Here is a 14,657-nt window from a genome sequence, read left to right as displayed (position 1 = left end):
CCCCCCCCCGCTGCTCCAGCGGATGGTCGACGCGGGGCGGCTGGGGCGCAAGACGGGGTCGGGGTTCTACCCGTACGCCTGAGTCGCCCGGAGCGTTCAGGAGCCGGTCCCGGTCATCCCGGGGCCGGCTCCTCGCACATGCAGGGGCTCCGGTGCGGGGCCCGGGTCAGCCCGGTCTCAGGTGGTGCAGCATCAGCAGGGCGGCCGCCATGTTCGCGGCGGGCACCTCGCCCCGGGCGATCATGTCCGGGACCACCTTGAGGGGTATCCACTCGCGGCGCGACGACTCGAAGGGGTCCTGCGGGTGGCCGGTCCAGTGTGCCTCGTCGGACCAGTAGAGGTGGTGACGGGCGTCGGTGAGGCCGTTCGACGGTTCCACGGTGAGCAGGGGGCGCAGCTCGCCGGGGCGCCAGCCGGTCTCCTCCTCCATCTCGCGGGCCGCCGCCGCCGCGATGTCCTCGCCGTCCTCGACGACCCCGGCGGCCAGCTCCCATCCCCAGCTGTCGGTGATGAACCGGTGCCGCCAGAGCAGCAGCACCTCGTTGGCCTCGTTGACGACGGTGGCGGCCGCGACGGGGCGCAGTCGGATGACGAAGTGGTCGAGGTGGCTGCCGTCGGGGAGTTCGACATCCGCCAGATTCACCCGGAACCATGGGTTCTGATACACATTCTGTTCGCTTAAGTTCGTCCACTGCACGGTTCTGCCGCCTTTCGACATGTTGGGGTCAACATGTCAGCAGGCTCGGCTGTCAGGGGGAACGAACGGCGGGGCGCCGGTGGAGCTCACAGAGGCACGCGGAGCGCCTCGTCGATGAGATCGGTGGTTTCGACGGCGTCGGCGCAGCCGCTCGCGGCCAGCTCTCCGCGGACCTGCCGCAGCCGGTCGCGCAGCCGCTGGGATTCCATCCCCCGGGCCCGTACGGCCATTTCGGCAGCTGTCGTGGCCGCGCGGTCGGCCTCGCCCTGGAGCAGCTCGATATGGCTGAGCATCGCGAGCCGGTGCACGCGCCCCCGGTCGTGCGCCGGGGCGCGCACCGCGGAAGCCGCGTGCTCCCGGGCGGCGGGCAGATCGCCGAGCCCGATCAGCGCCTCGGCCACCTGGACGTCGACCAGGCCCGGCTGGACGTACCCGGTCTCGTCCGGCTCCCGGCCGGTGTGGATCCGGCCCGCCTGCGCCTCGGCCCGCCCGATGCAGGCGCGGGCGCTCGCCGCGTCGCCGAGCTGGGCGTACGCCTTGGCCTGCATGGCGTGCAGATCGGCGGCGAGGGCCGGGGTGATGTGGCCGCCGGCGGCCCGCAGCGCGGCCTCGGCGAAGGCGATGGAGCGGCGGTAGTCGCCGAGGAACAGCGACTGGGTGACCAGCAGGGCGATCACATAGCCGCCGAGCCCCCGGTCCCCGCTGGACTTGGCGAGCCGCAGCGCCTGGTGGAAGTAGCGCTGGGCGAGGCCGTGGGCGTCGGAGTCGTAGGCGCAGATGCCCGCCACCGCGACCAGGCCCGCCGTCGCCCGGTGCAGGCTTCGGCCGAGCGCGTCGCTGTGGCCGCCCCGCAGCAGCGGCGTGGCCTCCGCGTTGAGGAAGCGGACGATCCGGGACCTGGTCGCGATGCCGCCCGTCTTGCGGTACATCTGCTCGTAGTGGTCGCGGGCCGCCTTGAGCATCGCTATGTCGGAGGCGCTCACCCGGCCGGGGCCGGGACGGGATACGTCGGTGTCCTCCGGCGGGTTCTCCCACTCCCAGACCGGCATCACCGCCGGGGTCCCGGTGACGGCGGGGACGGTGGCCAGGTGCGGGCGTTGCTGTTCGTCGGAGCGCCACAGCGCCGTGGCCCGCTCGACGAAGCCGGAGAGGGAGGCGCTCCGGGCGCCGCCGTCCGTCCCCGCGGATGCGGCCGACGCGCCCATCCCGATGTCGTCGAGCCCGACGGGCCGGCCGAGCCGTCCGCCCAGCACCTCGCAGATGAGGTCCGGCACCTGGCCGCGCGGGCGCTGGCCCTTGAGCCAGCGGGAGACGGCGGTATGTTCGTACCGCAGGCTCAGCCCGCGGGACCGGCCCGCCCGGTTGACGTGTCCGGCGAGGCCCGCCCGGGAGACACCGGACTCCTCGATCAACGATTCGAGCAGGACATTGGGCTCCATCGTCCCCCCAGGTGCGTGTCGCAATGAGCCTAGTGGAGCACGATTCACACGGGGTGTGAACGGAATGCCCGAACCCTCCTGCTGTGCGCTCTGCCGCGCGGGTCCCGGGCTCGGTTGAATGAACTCCCTCGCAAGAGGCGGCCGGGTCGTCGGCTCCCCCTCGTAACGGCCTACGACCCGCACCCGCGCCGTCCGCACTGCTACCTGCCCGACACTCCGAGGCAGTGCGGACGGCGCCCGGACCGCACGGCCCACTGACCGACGACGAAGGAGGGTGGCTGCGGAACGGCGGCCGGAACCGCGTTTCCTCCCGGTTCCCGCTCCGGATCCGGCGTGTGGTCCCTCCGCCGATCGGCGGGACGGAGAAGGGGCGTATCCGGTGGCCGGATACGCCCCTTCTCAACGCCCGGGGGGTGTTACGCCCCGCGCAGCACCGCGCCCGTACGCTCGGCGGCCAGGGCCACCGCGCTGTCGCGGGCGGCCGACGCCTCCTCGACGGTCAGCGTGCGGTCGGCGGCGCGGAAGCGCAGCGCGTACGCCAGGGACTTGTTGCCCCCGCCGATCTGCTCGCCGGTGAAGACGTCGAACAGCCGCAGCGACTCGAGGAGGTCACCCGCGCCCTCGCGCAGCGCCGCCTCCACGTCGGCGGCCGGGACGTCCCCGGCGACGACCAGCGCGACGTCCTGGGTCGCCACCGGGAAGGTGGAGATCCGGGGCGCCTGGAGCGCTCCGTCGACGGCCTGTTCCAGGACGTCCAGCTCGACCTCGGCGGCGCAGGCCCGCTCGGGCAGGTGGAGCGCCTTGATCACGCGCGGGTGCAGTTCGCCCGCGTGTCCGAAGAGGGTCTCCTCGCCGTTCACGTTGACGTACAGCGCGGCGCAGCGGCCCGGGTGCCACGGGGCGTGCTGGTCGGCGCGGACGATGACCTCGACACCGGCCTCCGCGGCGATCAGGCGGGCCGCCTCGACGGCGTCCGCCCAGGTCGCCGGGGTGCCCTTGCCCCACCAGCCGGCCTGCTCGCGGGCGCCCGCGAGGACGACGGCGGCGCGGCGCGGCTGACGCGGCAGGGCCGCGTTCAGGCCGGCGATCTCCTCGTCGGTGGGACGACGGTCGACGGGCAGCCGGACCGCCTGCTTCTCCTCGCCCGTGGGGCGGAAGACGAGTCCCGTCTCGAAGAGCGCCAGGTCGTGGCTGCCGCGGCCGTCGTTGCGCCGCAGTGCGCCGAGGAGGCCCGGCAGCAGCGTGGTGCGCAGCGCCGGCTCCTCGTCGGAGATCGGGTTGACCAGCTTGACCGTGCGGCGGCGGGCGTCGTCCGCCTCCAGGCCGAGCTGGTCGAGGACCGCGTCGCCGATGAACGGGTAGCTCAGCGCCTCGACGTAACCGGCTCCGGCCAGCACCCGGCCGATGCGGCGGTGCAGCCGCTGCCGGTCGGTGAGACCGCGCCCGGAGGGGGGCGTGGGCAGGGTGGAGGGCAGGTTCTCGTAGCCCTCGAGGCGGATGACCTCTTCGGCGAGGTCGTTCGGCTCGTTCAGGTCGGGCCGCCAGGACGGGACGGTGACGATCAGCTCGTCCTGCCCGTAGACGTCGCAGCCGACCTCCTGGAGGCGGCGGACGACGGTCTCGCGGCCGTACTCCACACCGGCCACCTTGTCCGGGTGGTTCGCCGGCATGGCGATGGTGCGCGGCGCGTGCGGCGAGGTGATCTCGGTGACCCCGGCCTCGGCGGTGCCGCCCGCGAGGAGGACCAGCAGGTCCACCGTGCGCTGCGCGGCAGCGGCGGCGGCCTGCGGGTCGACGCCGCGCTCGAAGCGCTTGGACGCCTCGGAGGACAGCTTGTGGCGGCGCGCGGTGCGGGCGATCGAGATCGCGTCGAAGTGCGCGGCCTCGATGACGACCTCGGTGGTGAGGGCCTGCTCGCCGTCCGCGTCGGCGATCTCGGTGTTGGCGCCGCCCATGACGCCCGCGAGGCCGATGGGCCCGCGGTTGTCGGTGATGACCAGGTCCTCTGCGTCCAGCACGCGCACGGTGCCGTCCAGGGTGGTGAGCTTCTCGCCCTGGGTGGCGCGGCGCACGCCGATCGGCCCGTCGACCCGGTTGCGGTCGTAGGCGTGCAGCGGCTGGCCGAGCTCCAGCATCACGTAGTTGGTGATGTCGACGGCCAGCGAGATCGGCCGCATCCCGGCCTTCTGCAGGCGGCGCTGCATCCAGATCGGGGAGCGGGCCTCGGGCTGGAGACCGGTGACGGTGCGGGCGGTGAAGCGGTCGCAGCCGATCGGGTCGGAGATCTGGGCCGGGTAGCCGTACGCGTTGGGCGCGGGCACGTCCAGCAGCGCCGGGTCGCGCAGCGGCAGCCCGTAGGCGGTGGCGGTCTCGCGGGCGACACCGCGCATGGACAGGCAGTAGCCACGGTCCGGGGTGACGGCGATGTCGAGGACCTCGTCGACGAGCTGGAGCAGCTCGATCGCGTCGGTGCCGGCCTCGTGCTCCGGCGGCAGCACGATGATGCCGTGCGTGCCGTCGTCGCCCATGCCGAGCTCGTCGGTGGAGCAGATCATGCCGTGCGAGGTCTTGCCGTACGTCTTGCGGGCGGCGATCGCGAAGTCGCCGGGCAGGACGGCGCCCGGGAGGACCACGACGACCTTGTCGCCGACCGAGAAGTTGCGAGCGCCGCAGACGATCTCCTGCGGTTCGCCGGTGCCGTTGGCGGTGCCGACGTCGACGGTGCAGAAGCGGATGGGCTTCTTGAACCCCTCCAGCTCCTCGATGGTCAGGACCTGTCCGACGACCAGGGGGCCCTTGAGGCCCGCGCCGATCTGCTCGACGGTCTCGACCTCAAGGCCGACGGAGACGAGCTTGGCCTGTACGTCACGGCCGGTCTCGGTCTCCGGCAGGTCGACGTACTCCCGCAGCCAGGAAAGCGGGACGCGCATCAGATCTCCATCCCGAACGGCCGGGTGAACCGGACGTCACCCTCGACCATGTCTCGCATGTCTTCGACGTTGTGGCGGAACATCAGCATCCGTTCGATGCCGAACCCGAAGGCGAATCCGCTGTACTTCTGAGGGTCGACACCGCAGGCGATGAGCACCTTGGGGTTGACCATGCCGCAGCCGCCCAGCTCGATCCAGCCCTCGCTGCCGCAGGTGCGGCAGGGGCGGTCGGGGTTGCCGACGGACTCGCCGCGGCAGACGTAGCAGACCATGTCCATCTCGGCGGACGGCTCGGTGAACGGGAAGAAGTTCGGACGCAGCCGGGTCTTCATGTCCGGACCGAAGAGCGCCTGGACCATGTGGTCGAGGGTGCCCTTGAGGTCGGCCATGGTGAGGCCCTCGTCGACGGCGAGCAGCTCGATCTGGTGGAAGACCGGGGTGTGCGTGGCGTCCAGCTCGTCGGTGCGGTAGACCCGGCCGGGGCAGACCACGTAGACGGGGGGCTTGCGCTCCAGGAGCGAGCGCGCCTGGACCGGGGAGGTGTGCGTACGCAGCACGACGCCGGACTCGTCGCCCTCGGTGGCCTTGCCGTCGGGCGTGGTGCCCTGGACGAAGAAGGTGTCCTGCATCTGGCGGGCCGGGTGGTCGGGCACGAAGTTCAGAGCGTCGAAGTTGAACCACTCCGCCTCGACCTCGGGGCCCTCGGCGATCTCGTAGCCCATGGCCACGAAGACGTCCGCGACCCGCTCCATGATCGTCGTCAGCGGATGGCGGGCGCCGGCCGGGGTGCGGTCGTAGGGCAGCGTGACGTCCACGGCCTCCTCGACGAGCACCCGGGCGTCGCGCTCGGCCTCCAGCTCGGCCTGGCGGGCGGCCAGGGCCTTGGAGACGGCGCCGCGGGCCTGGCCCACGCGCTTGCCCGCCTCGGCCTTGGCCTGCGGGGGCAGGGCGCCGATCTCGCGGTTGGCGAGGGACAGCGGCGAGGTACCTCCGGTGTGCGCGGTCTTCGCCTGGGCGAGCGCGTCGAGGTCACCGGCGGCGGCGAAGGCGGCGAACGCCTCGTCCCGCAGGCGCTCGATCTCTTCCGGTTTCAGTGCCTCGACCTCGACTGGGTCGTACGACTTGTTCGGTGCCGACATCTCTTCCCGTGCTTCCGATTGGCTGATGGCGCGACCCCGCTCGACGACCGGAGGACGCAAAGGTGCCAAAGGTCGAGTCTAAAGGCCGCAGGACGGTCGGGGCGCCCGTGGGCCGCTCACACCAGGTAGGCGGGCATGCTCACGGGCAGAATAAATCGGAACTCGGCTCCGCCGCCGGGCCCCCGGTCGACCGTGATGGTGCCGCCGTGGGCCTCGACGATGCCCTTGACGATGTAGAGGCCCAGGCCCGTGCCGCCGCGCTTGCTCCCCCGCCAGAAGCGGGTGAAGACGCGGCTCATCGACTCCTCGGGGATGCCGGGGCCTTCGTCGCTCACGGTGACAGCCGTTCCCATCTCGTCGTCGGCGCCCGGCGCGGGTGCCGGGGCGATCTCAATGGTGACGGTTCCCTCGCCGTGGCGCACCGCGTTTTCCAGGAGGTTGCCGAGGACCTGGTCGACCTTGTCCGGGTCGGCCCACAGGTCGGGCAGCGGTCCGCGGGTGCGGACGAGGAAGCGCTCGGCTGCCTGGCCCCCGGTGATGAGCGCCTGGATGTGCCGGGCCACGGCGGCGGAGATGTCGACGGGCTGGCGGCGCAGCTCCAGGCGTCCGGAGTCGATGCGGGAGATGTCGAGCAGTTCGGCGATGAGCCGGGTGACCCGGCCGGCGTCGGCGTCGACGGTCTCCAGCATCAGCCGCTTCTGGTCGTCGGTGAACCTCTCCCACTTGGCGAGCAGCGTGGCGGTGAACCCTTTGACGGAGGTCAGCGGGGAGCGCAGCTCGTGGGCGACGGTGGCGATCAGTTCGGCGTGGCTGCGTTCGGTACGGCGGCGGGCCTCGGTGCCGCGCAGGGACACGACCACCCGGCGCACCGGGCCGGTCGGCCGCTCGCGTACGTAACGGGCGGAGACCAGGACCTCACGGCCGCCGGGCAGCAGCAGATTGCGCTCGGGCTGGCCGCCCCGGGTGGCGAGTCCGCCGTACGGGTCGGTCAGCGCCCACCAGCGCTTGCCCTTGAGGTCCTCCAGCGGGAGGGCGGCCTCCAGGGGGCGGCCGATGGCTTCGGCGCGCGGGGTGGCGGTGATGCGGGCGGCGGCGGCGTTGAAGCAGATGACGTGCCCGTTCTCGTCGGCGACGACGAGACCGTCGGGAAGGTCGTCCGGGTCGATGCCGGCGCCGAGGCCGTCCGGCTCCTCGCCCGCAGCGCGTGGTGCGGTGCTGTGCGCCGGTCGCGGCGAGCTCATGCCGACAGCCATCTTCCCGTATCCCCACCTCTCGAACCGGTGCAGTGGGCCCCCGAGTTCGTCACCCTACTAGGCGGTGGTGAACCGGCGACACCCTGTGGGGGCGCGGAGAGGAGTGCGCCGGTGGCAGGGGCGCGGGAATGGCCGGGATCGTGTGCTGACGGGCCGTCGGAACGGCGCGGTGTTACGCGTCGGGGGCGCGCCGCGGACGCTGCGCGCGGGCGGAGGCGTAGAGGCAGACGGCGGCGGCGGTGGCGAGGTTGAGGCTCTCCGCCTTGCCGTGGATGGGGACGCGGACGACGGCGTCGGCGAGTGCCCGGGTCTCCTCGGGGAGCCCCCAGGCCTCGTTGCCGAAGACCCAGGCGGTGGGGGTGCCCATGGTGCCGGCGTCCAGTTCGTCGTCCAGGTCGTCGGCGCCCGCGCCGTCGGCGGCGAGGATGCGCACCCCGGCGTCCCGCAGGCCCTGCACGGCCTGTTCGACGGGGACGCCGACGGCGACGGGCAGGTGGTAGAGCGAACCGACCGAGGCGCGTACGGACTTGGGGTTGTAGAGGTCGACCGAGGCGTCGGTCAGGATCACCGCGTCCGCGCCGGCGGCGTCCGCGCAGCGCAGAACCGTACCGGCGTTCCCGGGGTCGCGGACGTTGGCCAGAACGGCCACCAGGGTGGGCTTGGCGGCGAGGATCTCCTGGAAAGGGGTGTCCAGGAAGCGGCAGACGCCGATGAGACCCTGCGGGGTGACGGTCTGCGAGACGTCGGCGAGGACGTCGTCCCCGGCCAGGTGCACCCGGGCCCCCGCCGAGTGGGCGGCCTCGACGATGTCGGCGTAGCGGTCGGCGGCCTCGGGGGTGGCGAACAGCTCGATGAGGGTCGGCTCGCCGTCGCCGCCCCGGTGGGCGGCGGCCTCGCGGACGGCCTGGGGCCCCTCGGCGATGAACCTGCGCTCCTTGCCGCGGAAGTTGCGGCGGGCCAGCCGGCGGGCGGCGGCGACACGCGGGGAGCGCGGGGAGATCAGTTCGGGGGTGCCCATGGTCGGCGGGAGGCCTCTCTGCGTACGGCGGTGGGGGTCAGCGGCAACGCACCGGACCCGCAGGCGGCGGGCGCCTGCGGGTCCGGTTCACGTACTGCCTGGAAGGCGGTGCCTGGATCAGGCGGCCTTCGGGGCGTTGACGTCGCTCGGGAGGGCCTTCTGAGCGACCTCGACGAGGGCGGCGAACGCGTTGGCGTCGTTGACCGCGAGCTCGGCCAGGATCTTGCGGTCCACCTCGATGTTGGCGGCCTTCAGACCCTGGATGAGGCGGTTGTACGTCATGCCGTTCTGGCGGGCAGCGGCGTTGATGCGCTGGATCCACAGCTGACGGAAGTCGCCCTTGCGCTTCTTGCGGTCGTTGTAGTTGTAGACCAGGGAGTGGGTGACCTGCTCCTTGGCCTTGCGGTACAGACGCGAGCGCTGACCGCGGTAGCCGCTGGCGGCTTCGAGGATCGCCCGGCGCTTCTTGTGGGCGTTGACTGCCCGCTTGACGCGTGCCACTTGTTAACTCCTTGTAGCGGGGCCGTGGGTGTCTTCACACGGCCCGGAAACGAATTGGTCCCGGTGTGATCGAGGTCGTGCCTCCGGGGCGAGCCGGAGGCCGAGCCTCACTTGCCGAGAAGCTTCTTGATCTTCTTGGCGTCGGCCGGAGCCACGACGACCGTGCCGGTCAGCGAGCGGGTCTTCTTGGACGACTTGTGCTCGAGCAGGTGGCGCTTGCCGGCCCTCTCGCGGAGCACCTTGCCGGAGCCGGTGATCTTGAAGCGCTTGCTGGCACCGCTGTGCGTCTTGTTCTTCGGCATCGCGCCGTTCTCTCCTCGTCAGTGGCGCCCCTCACGGTGCGGGGCACCGGACTGCAGGGGCGTCAGATCTCTATGGGATTCCGGGATGACCCGGGGGCGCCTGGATGGCGACCCCCGAAGGTCACGCCTCGGAAGGTGTCTCGGCCGGAGCCTCGGCCGCTGCGGCCGGAGCCTCAGCGGTCTCGTCCTCGGACGGGGCGTCGGTCGTGCCCTGACGCTCCGCCTTGCGGGCGGCCTGGGCCTCGCGGGCCTCGGCCATGGCTTCGGTCTTCTTCTTGTGCGGGCCCAGAACCATGATCATGTTCCGGCCGTCCTGCTTCGGGTTGGACTCGATGAAGCCCAGGTCCTCGACGTCCGAAGCGAGACGCTGGAGCAGTCGGAAGCCCAGTTCGGGGCGGGACTGCTCACGACCACGGAACATGATCGTGATCTTGACCTTGTCGCCCTGCTTGAGGAACCGGACGACGTGACCCTTCTTGGTGTCATAGTCGTGCGGGTCGATCTTCGGCCGGAGCTTCATCTCCTTGATGACCGTGTGCGCCTGGTTCTTGCGCGCCTCACGGGCCTTCATGGCCGACTCGTACTTGAACTTCCCGTAGTCCATGAGCTTGCACACGGGCGGACGGGCTGTCGCCGCCACCTCGACCAGGTCGAGGTCGTACTCCTGTGCGAGTTCCAGGGCCTTGGCAAGCGGAACAATCCCGACCTGCTCGCCGCTGGGACCGACAAGTCGGACCTCGGGAACGCGAATCCGGTCGTTGATGCGGGGCTCGGCGCTGATGGATCCTCCTCGGTAGCACCACGCGACCGCCTGGCGGACAGCCGCGTAACGTCTTGTAACGTCAAGACCAACCGCGCCGGGACCGCAAAAATGCCCCGGCCGGGACACAAGGCGAGGCTCCAGGAACTACCGGAACACCGCCGCGGTGAACCGCGGGGCTATCGGGCGGGCCCATCGTCCGTACGGAACGATGGTCGCCGCCTGACCGGTGACCCGCCGTCCTGAACGGACGGCCAGGTGGGAGATCGGAGCCTCCACTTGTGGGCCGGGCACATAGATGTCCGGCCGGTCGTTCCTCCAGACTACCGCAGAATCCCCGGGGCCCGCACCACGGAGGCCGGAGGGACGCCCGCGGACGGGAGGGCGGTGGCCTGGCCTTATCGTGTGGGCATGAGCGACGCGACCCCCAGCAGTGAGAACCCCGGCTTCGACGACATGGCCCGCGACATCGCGGAGGTCCCCGCGGTCGAGGTGATCGTGACGGTCGCCGTCAACCTGATGAGCGCGGCCGCCGTGAAGCTCGGCCTCACGGAGGAGGGCGAGCAGCACAAGGATCTGGACGAGGCCCGCAAGCTGGTCCAGGCGCTGGCCGGACTGCTGGACGCGAGCGCCACGGAGATCAGCACCTTCCACGCTTCCCCCCTGCGCGACGGCCTGAAGTCGCTCCAGCTCGCCTTCCGCGAGGCCTCGCTGGTGCCGGACGAGCCCGGCCACGGCCCCGGCGAGAAGTACACCGGTCCCGTCTACGGCTAGCCGCCCCTCCCCTTCCCCGTACGCCAGGGAGCCCGCCGTCCCCCCGTGGGGCGGCGGGCTCCCGCGCGTGTGCGCCGAGACCGTTCGCGGGCCTCAGACGGCGTCCTCGGTCTCCTCGGGCAGGACGTTGGGGAAGGGATGGGTGAGCCGGTGGGCGTAGGCCGCGATCACTCCGCCGACCAGCGGCGCGACGATGAACAGCCAGAGCTGGGAGAGGGCGGCGCCGCCCGCGAAGAGCGCCGGGCCGAAGCTGCGCGCCGGGTTGACCGAGGTGCCGGTCAGCGGGATGCCCACCAGGTGGATCGCCGCGAGCGCCAGGCCGATGGGCAGGCCGTCGAAGCCGGTGACCGCGACCTTGTGGGTCACCGCCAGGACCACGTAGACGAGCAGGAACGTCAGCACGACCTCGGCGAGGAACGCGCCGCCGATGTTGATGCCGACGGCCGACCGGTCGTCGTAGCCGTTCGTGCCGAACTCGCCGCTGGTCTCCAGACCGGGGATCTGCTTCGCCAGCAGGAACAGCAGGGCCGATCCGACGATCGCGCCGAGGAACTGGGCCGCCCAGCGCTCGACGGCCGTACGGAGGTCGATGCGGCCGGCCGTCAGCATGCCCAGCGTCACCGCCGGGTTGACGTGGCAGCCGGAGATCGGGCCGAGCGCGTAGGCCAGCGCGAGGAGGGTGAAGCCGAAGGTGAGGGCGATGCCCACCGTGCCGAGGTATTCGACGGCGACCACCGCGGATCCCACGGCGAAGAACACCAGCAGCAAAGTGCCGAGAAACTCTGACGCCACGATCCGCTTCTGCATGGAACCACCTCGCGATGTCGTCCGGTAGGTCGGATTCATCCGAATTTCCCGACAATTCTCACGGCGGCGGGCGGTTCGCGCTCGTCGGGCCGGAGCCGGCCTCTTGATCAGCGGGCGAAGAGGGGCTCCCCCGGCATGGGCGTCCCGGCGGGGAGGAGCGCCAGGTCCAGGCCGCTGACCAGCCGGGCTCGCAGCACCTCGCTGGCCGACAGGGCCTGTGCGATGCGGCGAGCGGCCTCCGCGGGCACCGCGTCCGGGGCGAGGACGAGCGCGAGGGTGCCGTCCGCACTGCCGGGACCGAGGTGGGCGCGGACCACGGCGGGGTCGGCGGCCACGGTCTCCCGTACGGCCTCGATGACGGCGGGGTCCTGGAGCGGGTCGGTGCTGGTGCGGTTCTCGGCCAGCGCCAGGAGCGCCTGCCCGCTCAGCTCGAACACGACGGGCCCGGCGAGGTCCAGCACGACGGTGTCGGCCTTCTCGTGGGCGGCGGCCTGGAGGGCCTGGTGCAGCGGTACGGCGACGGGGCGCGCCTCGGGGTCCCAGAGCGCCAGCGAGGCGGTGGAGGTGAAGGCGGGGAGCGCACGCCGGTCGCCCGCCTTCAGGGTGGGGACGGCCATGTCGGAGGTCTTCTCGCGCCGCAACCCGTTCTCGTCTTCTTCGACCTCACCGAGAACGGCGACGACGGGCACCAGGAGCCGGGCGCCCCGCAGCGCCGTGAGGACCGGGCCGACGGCGCTCCGGTCCCTGGACCAGGCGTCGAGTGCACTGGTCAGGGCCGGGGAGGCCGAGCCGTCGTCGTCGGAGAAACCGGGGTCCGGAATGTTCTTGAGCTGCACGGGACGAGGGTAGTGCCTGGTGTCCGGGGGCCTGCTCGCAGGTGTCGCGGCGCCGGTGCTCAGCGGCGGCCGGGCTCGGCCTGCGCCGAAGGGGCGGACGTGCTCAGCGGCGGCCGGGGGCGTTCCGGCCGCGCCACAGGACGACGGCGGCCGCCAGCAGGGCCGCGCCGAGGCCGCCGGCGAGCGGAGCGGCCCAGTTGGCCGTCCCGTCGGCGGTACGGGGCGTGGTCGGGCCCGCGCCGAAGTACCGCCCCCGGTGCCCGGCCGGGGCGGCCTTGGCGTCCAGGTCCGCGGGCCGCAGCCGGGCCCCCGCCTCGATGGCCTCCGCCGGGTCGACGATGCCGTAGCCGCGGGCGTCGTCGCGGCCCTGGGCGGGGGCGTCGCGGGCGGTGTCGGCGAGGAGCTTCTTGATCTGGGCCGGGGAGAGACCGGGGTGGGCGGCTCGGACCAGGGCGACCGCGCCGGAGACGAACGCGGCGGCGGCGGAGGTGCCCCACTCGATGTAGTAGTGCCCGTCCGGGTTGGCGACCACGATGTCGACGCCGGGGGCGCTGACGGTGGCGTACCAGCGGCGGGTGGAGAACGAGGCGTGGGTGCCGTACTCGTCGACGGCGGCGACCGCGATCACGCCCGGGTAGGCGGCGGGGTAGGAGATCCGGTCCCCCTTCTCGCCGCCGTTGCCCGCCGACGCGACCACGGGGACGCCCTTGGACAGGGCGTACTGGATGGCCGCGTCCTCGCCGGGGTCGGGGTGGGCGGACTTGCTGTCGTCGCCCAGGGAGAGGTTGATGACGTCGGCTCCGTTGTCGGCGGCCCAGCGGATGCCGTCGGCGAGGGCGGCGCCCCGGGACTTGCGGGCCTTGGCGCGCGCCGGGTCCTTGGATTCCAGGATGACCCGGACCGGGAGGATCCGGGCTTCGGGAGCGATGCCGAGGATGCCGTCGGTGCGGCCGGGGCCGTTGCCGCGTCCGGCGATGATGCCGGCCATGGCGGTGCCGTGCAGGGCCCAGGAGGAGTCGCCGCGGGCGGCGCCGAAGCCGACGAGGTCCTTGCCGGGGAGCACCTGGCCGGTGAGGTCGGGGTGGGCGTCGTCGACCCCGGTGTCCAGGACGGCGACGGTGACGCCGTCGCCCCGGGTGGTCTGCCAGGCCCGGTCCGTGTGCAGGGCGTCCAGGGCCCACTGCTGGTCCCGGATGGCGTCGGCGTGGGCGGGCGCCGCGGCGGTGAGGGCGAGGACGGCGGCGGCGCAGACCGCGGCGAGGGCCCGGCGAGGTCGTCGGGTCATCCGGGCTGCTCCGTGAGTTCGGCGACGGCTGTGCGCAGTCCGCGCTCCACGCGGTCCGCGACGCCCTTCGCCTCGTGGCCGAGCCCGGCCTGGGCGATGTCCGTCTCGGCGCCGGAGGCCATGGCGTCGGCGGCGGGCTGGGGTTCGGCGACGGCGCGGCCGTCCGCGAAGCCGGAGACGGCGAGGACGACGACCGGGATCTCGGTGAGCGGGTTGACCGTCCAGCTGGCGCGCTGCCCGCTGCCGAAGGAGGCGGCGGGGGTGCCATCGGGGGCGTACGTACGGGGCATGAGGTCCCCCCGGGCACCGAGCTTCTGCTCGGTGAACCGGGTGCGCAGGGCTTGCATGGCGGAGGCGTCGGCCTCGGTGAACACCAGACCGACGGTGGTGACGGCGGAGCGGGTGGCGTCGGTGTAGGTGGCCCGCACCATCCGCTCGCAGCCGACGGACCGGAGCGTGGTCAGGAGCAGCGGGTCGAGCCCGTCCTTGCAGGTGCTGTCGGCGGCGACGGCGACCCGGTTCCAGGTGCGGTGGGTGCCGCCGGGGCCCGCGCCCCGGCCCTTCAGGGTGCGCGGGAACAGCGTGTCGACGGGGACGCTGTGCCAGGCGGCGCGGGCGGCGGTGTACGGGCTCTTGGCGGTCCCGGCCGAGGAGTCGCCGGTCAGCCAGGCACCGGTGGCGGCCCCGCCGATGAGCCCGAGCCCGAGCACGACACAGGCGGCGGCCGCCGCCGTACGCCAGCGCTGCCGGGGCCGGACGGGGCGCAGCCGGGTAGTGGTCTCGACAGGCGTCTCGGGGAAGCCGTGGCGGACGGGCGTCCGGTAACCACCGGGCGGCGGCGGAACGGCCCCCGGCGCGGGCGTCATGTCAACGGCCCCGACGGGCCTGCGCCGGGTGACGGGGGGCGGGGCGGGGG

General features: G+C 72.7%; 15 protein-coding genes. 2 read left to right on the top strand and 13 right to left on the bottom strand.

Annotated elements, in window-relative coordinates; all coding sequences use genetic code 11:
* A partial coding sequence (locus tag D3105_RS25145) for a 3-hydroxyacyl-CoA dehydrogenase family protein (RefSeq protein WP_133305707.1) occupies nt 1–82 on the top strand: 82 nt, incomplete at its 5' end.
* A gap of 84 nt (nt 83–166) precedes the next feature.
* Here the strand turns inward: D3105_RS25145 and D3105_RS25140 are convergent.
* The 9 genes from D3105_RS25140 to infC form a co-directional block, all read right to left on the bottom strand.
* Nucleotides 167–697, bottom strand: a complete 531-nt coding sequence (locus D3105_RS25140) for an NUDIX domain-containing protein (protein WP_118905304.1) — start codon at nt 695–697, stop codon at nt 167–169.
* Between the two features lie 86 nt (nt 698–783).
* Nucleotides 784–2,136, bottom strand: a complete 1,353-nt coding sequence (locus tag D3105_RS25135; RefSeq protein WP_118905303.1) for a transcriptional regulator — start codon at nt 2,134–2,136, stop codon at nt 784–786.
* Nucleotides 2,137–2,552: 416 nt separating this feature from the next.
* A complete protein-coding gene (gene pheT / locus D3105_RS25130) occupies nt 2,553–5,066 on the bottom strand; it encodes a phenylalanine--tRNA ligase subunit beta (protein WP_118905302.1) in 2,514 nt (837 codons plus the stop codon).
* Entirely contained in the window at nt 5,066–6,205 is a 1,140-nt protein-coding gene (gene pheS / locus D3105_RS25125) for a phenylalanine--tRNA ligase subunit alpha (protein WP_118905301.1), read from the bottom strand. Before pheS ends, pheT begins: the two co-directional genes overlap by 1 nt.
* A 116-nt stretch (nt 6,206–6,321) precedes the next feature.
* Nucleotides 6,322–7,458: a sensor histidine kinase gene (locus D3105_RS25120; protein WP_118905300.1), complete on the bottom strand. Its 1,137-nt coding sequence runs from the start codon at nt 7,456–7,458 to the stop codon at nt 6,322–6,324.
* Between the two features lie 172 nt (nt 7,459–7,630).
* Complete coding sequence (locus D3105_RS25115) at nt 7,631–8,476, bottom strand: TrmH family RNA methyltransferase (protein ID WP_103507583.1); 846 nt, start codon at nt 8,474–8,476, stop codon at nt 7,631–7,633.
* A gap of 117 nt (nt 8,477–8,593) precedes the next feature.
* Nucleotides 8,594–8,977 carry a 50S ribosomal protein L20 gene (rplT, locus tag D3105_RS25110; protein ID WP_003970214.1) on the bottom strand — a complete coding sequence of 128 codons (384 nt, stop codon included), beginning with the start codon at nt 8,975–8,977 and terminating at the stop codon, nt 8,594–8,596.
* A gap of 107 nt (nt 8,978–9,084) precedes the next feature.
* Nucleotides 9,085–9,279, bottom strand: coding sequence for a 50S ribosomal protein L35 (rpmI, locus tag D3105_RS25105; RefSeq protein WP_003970213.1), 195 nt, complete (start codon nt 9,277–9,279; stop codon nt 9,085–9,087).
* Between the two features lie 121 nt (nt 9,280–9,400).
* Nucleotides 9,401–10,060: a translation initiation factor IF-3 gene (gene infC / locus D3105_RS25100; protein WP_078611302.1), complete on the bottom strand. Its 660-nt coding sequence runs from the start codon at nt 10,058–10,060 to the stop codon at nt 9,401–9,403.
* Between the two features lie 390 nt (nt 10,061–10,450).
* Between infC and D3105_RS25095 the strand changes: the two genes are divergently transcribed.
* Nucleotides 10,451–10,813 carry a DUF1844 domain-containing protein gene (locus D3105_RS25095; RefSeq protein WP_010057174.1) on the top strand — a complete coding sequence of 121 codons (363 nt, stop codon included), beginning with the start codon at nt 10,451–10,453 and terminating at the stop codon, nt 10,811–10,813.
* A 93-nt stretch (nt 10,814–10,906) separates the two neighbouring features.
* On the opposite strand, the gene D3105_RS25090 is transcribed toward D3105_RS25095, so the two are convergent.
* From D3105_RS25090 to D3105_RS25075, 4 genes are all read right to left on the bottom strand, one after another.
* Nucleotides 10,907–11,620 carry an MIP family channel protein gene (locus tag D3105_RS25090; protein WP_118905299.1) on the bottom strand — a complete coding sequence of 238 codons (714 nt, stop codon included), beginning with the start codon at nt 11,618–11,620 and terminating at the stop codon, nt 10,907–10,909.
* A gap of 107 nt (nt 11,621–11,727) precedes the next feature.
* Nucleotides 11,728–12,456 carry an SseB family protein gene (locus D3105_RS25085; RefSeq protein ID WP_118905298.1) on the bottom strand — a complete coding sequence of 243 codons (729 nt, stop codon included), beginning with the start codon at nt 12,454–12,456 and terminating at the stop codon, nt 11,728–11,730.
* Between the two features lie 103 nt (nt 12,457–12,559).
* Nucleotides 12,560–13,741 (bottom strand): type VII secretion-associated serine protease mycosin, encoded by a 1,182-nt coding sequence (gene mycP, locus D3105_RS25080; protein WP_118905297.1) that lies wholly within the window; start codon nt 13,739–13,741, stop codon nt 12,560–12,562.
* On the bottom strand, nt 13,738–14,607 hold the full coding sequence (locus D3105_RS25075; protein ID WP_118905305.1) for a hypothetical protein: 870 nt from the start codon (nt 14,605–14,607) through the stop codon (nt 13,738–13,740). Before D3105_RS25075 ends, mycP begins: the two co-directional genes overlap by 4 nt.
* Nucleotides 14,608–14,657 lie beyond the last annotated feature (50 nt).

Origin of the sequence: Streptomyces globisporus (assembly GCF_003501885.1) — a bacterium.
In the GTDB taxonomy this organism is placed as follows: Bacteria; Actinomycetota; Actinomycetes; order Streptomycetales; family Streptomycetaceae; genus Streptomyces; species Streptomyces globisporus_D.
The sequence above is the reverse complement of the archived record's forward strand: the minus strand, read 5'-3'. Positions and strand labels throughout refer to the sequence as shown.

Coding starts and splice junctions, on each gene's coding strand:
- D3105_RS25075 (WP_118905305.1), bottom strand. CDS start 14,607: ATGACGCCCGCGCCGGGGGCCGTTCCGCCGCCGCCCGGTGGTTACCGG.
- mycP (WP_118905297.1), bottom strand. CDS start 13,741: ATGACCCGACGACCTCGCCGGGCCCTCGCCGCGGTCTGCGCCGCCGCC.
- D3105_RS25135 (WP_118905303.1), bottom strand. CDS start 2,136: ATGGAGCCCAATGTCCTGCTCGAATCGTTGATCGAGGAGTCCGGTGTC.
- rpmI (WP_003970213.1), bottom strand. CDS start 9,279: ATGCCGAAGAACAAGACGCACAGCGGTGCCAGCAAGCGCTTCAAGATC.
- D3105_RS25095 (WP_010057174.1), top strand. CDS start 10,451: ATGAGCGACGCGACCCCCAGCAGTGAGAACCCCGGCTTCGACGACATG.
- D3105_RS25120 (WP_118905300.1), bottom strand. CDS start 7,458: ATGGCTGTCGGCATGAGCTCGCCGCGACCGGCGCACAGCACCGCACCA.
- D3105_RS25115 (WP_103507583.1), bottom strand. CDS start 8,476: ATGGGCACCCCCGAACTGATCTCCCCGCGCTCCCCGCGTGTCGCCGCC.
- pheS (WP_118905301.1), bottom strand. CDS start 6,205: ATGTCGGCACCGAACAAGTCGTACGACCCAGTCGAGGTCGAGGCACTG.
- D3105_RS25090 (WP_118905299.1), bottom strand. CDS start 11,620: ATGCAGAAGCGGATCGTGGCGTCAGAGTTTCTCGGCACTTTGCTGCTG.
- pheT (WP_118905302.1), bottom strand. CDS start 5,066: ATGCGCGTCCCGCTTTCCTGGCTGCGGGAGTACGTCGACCTGCCGGAG.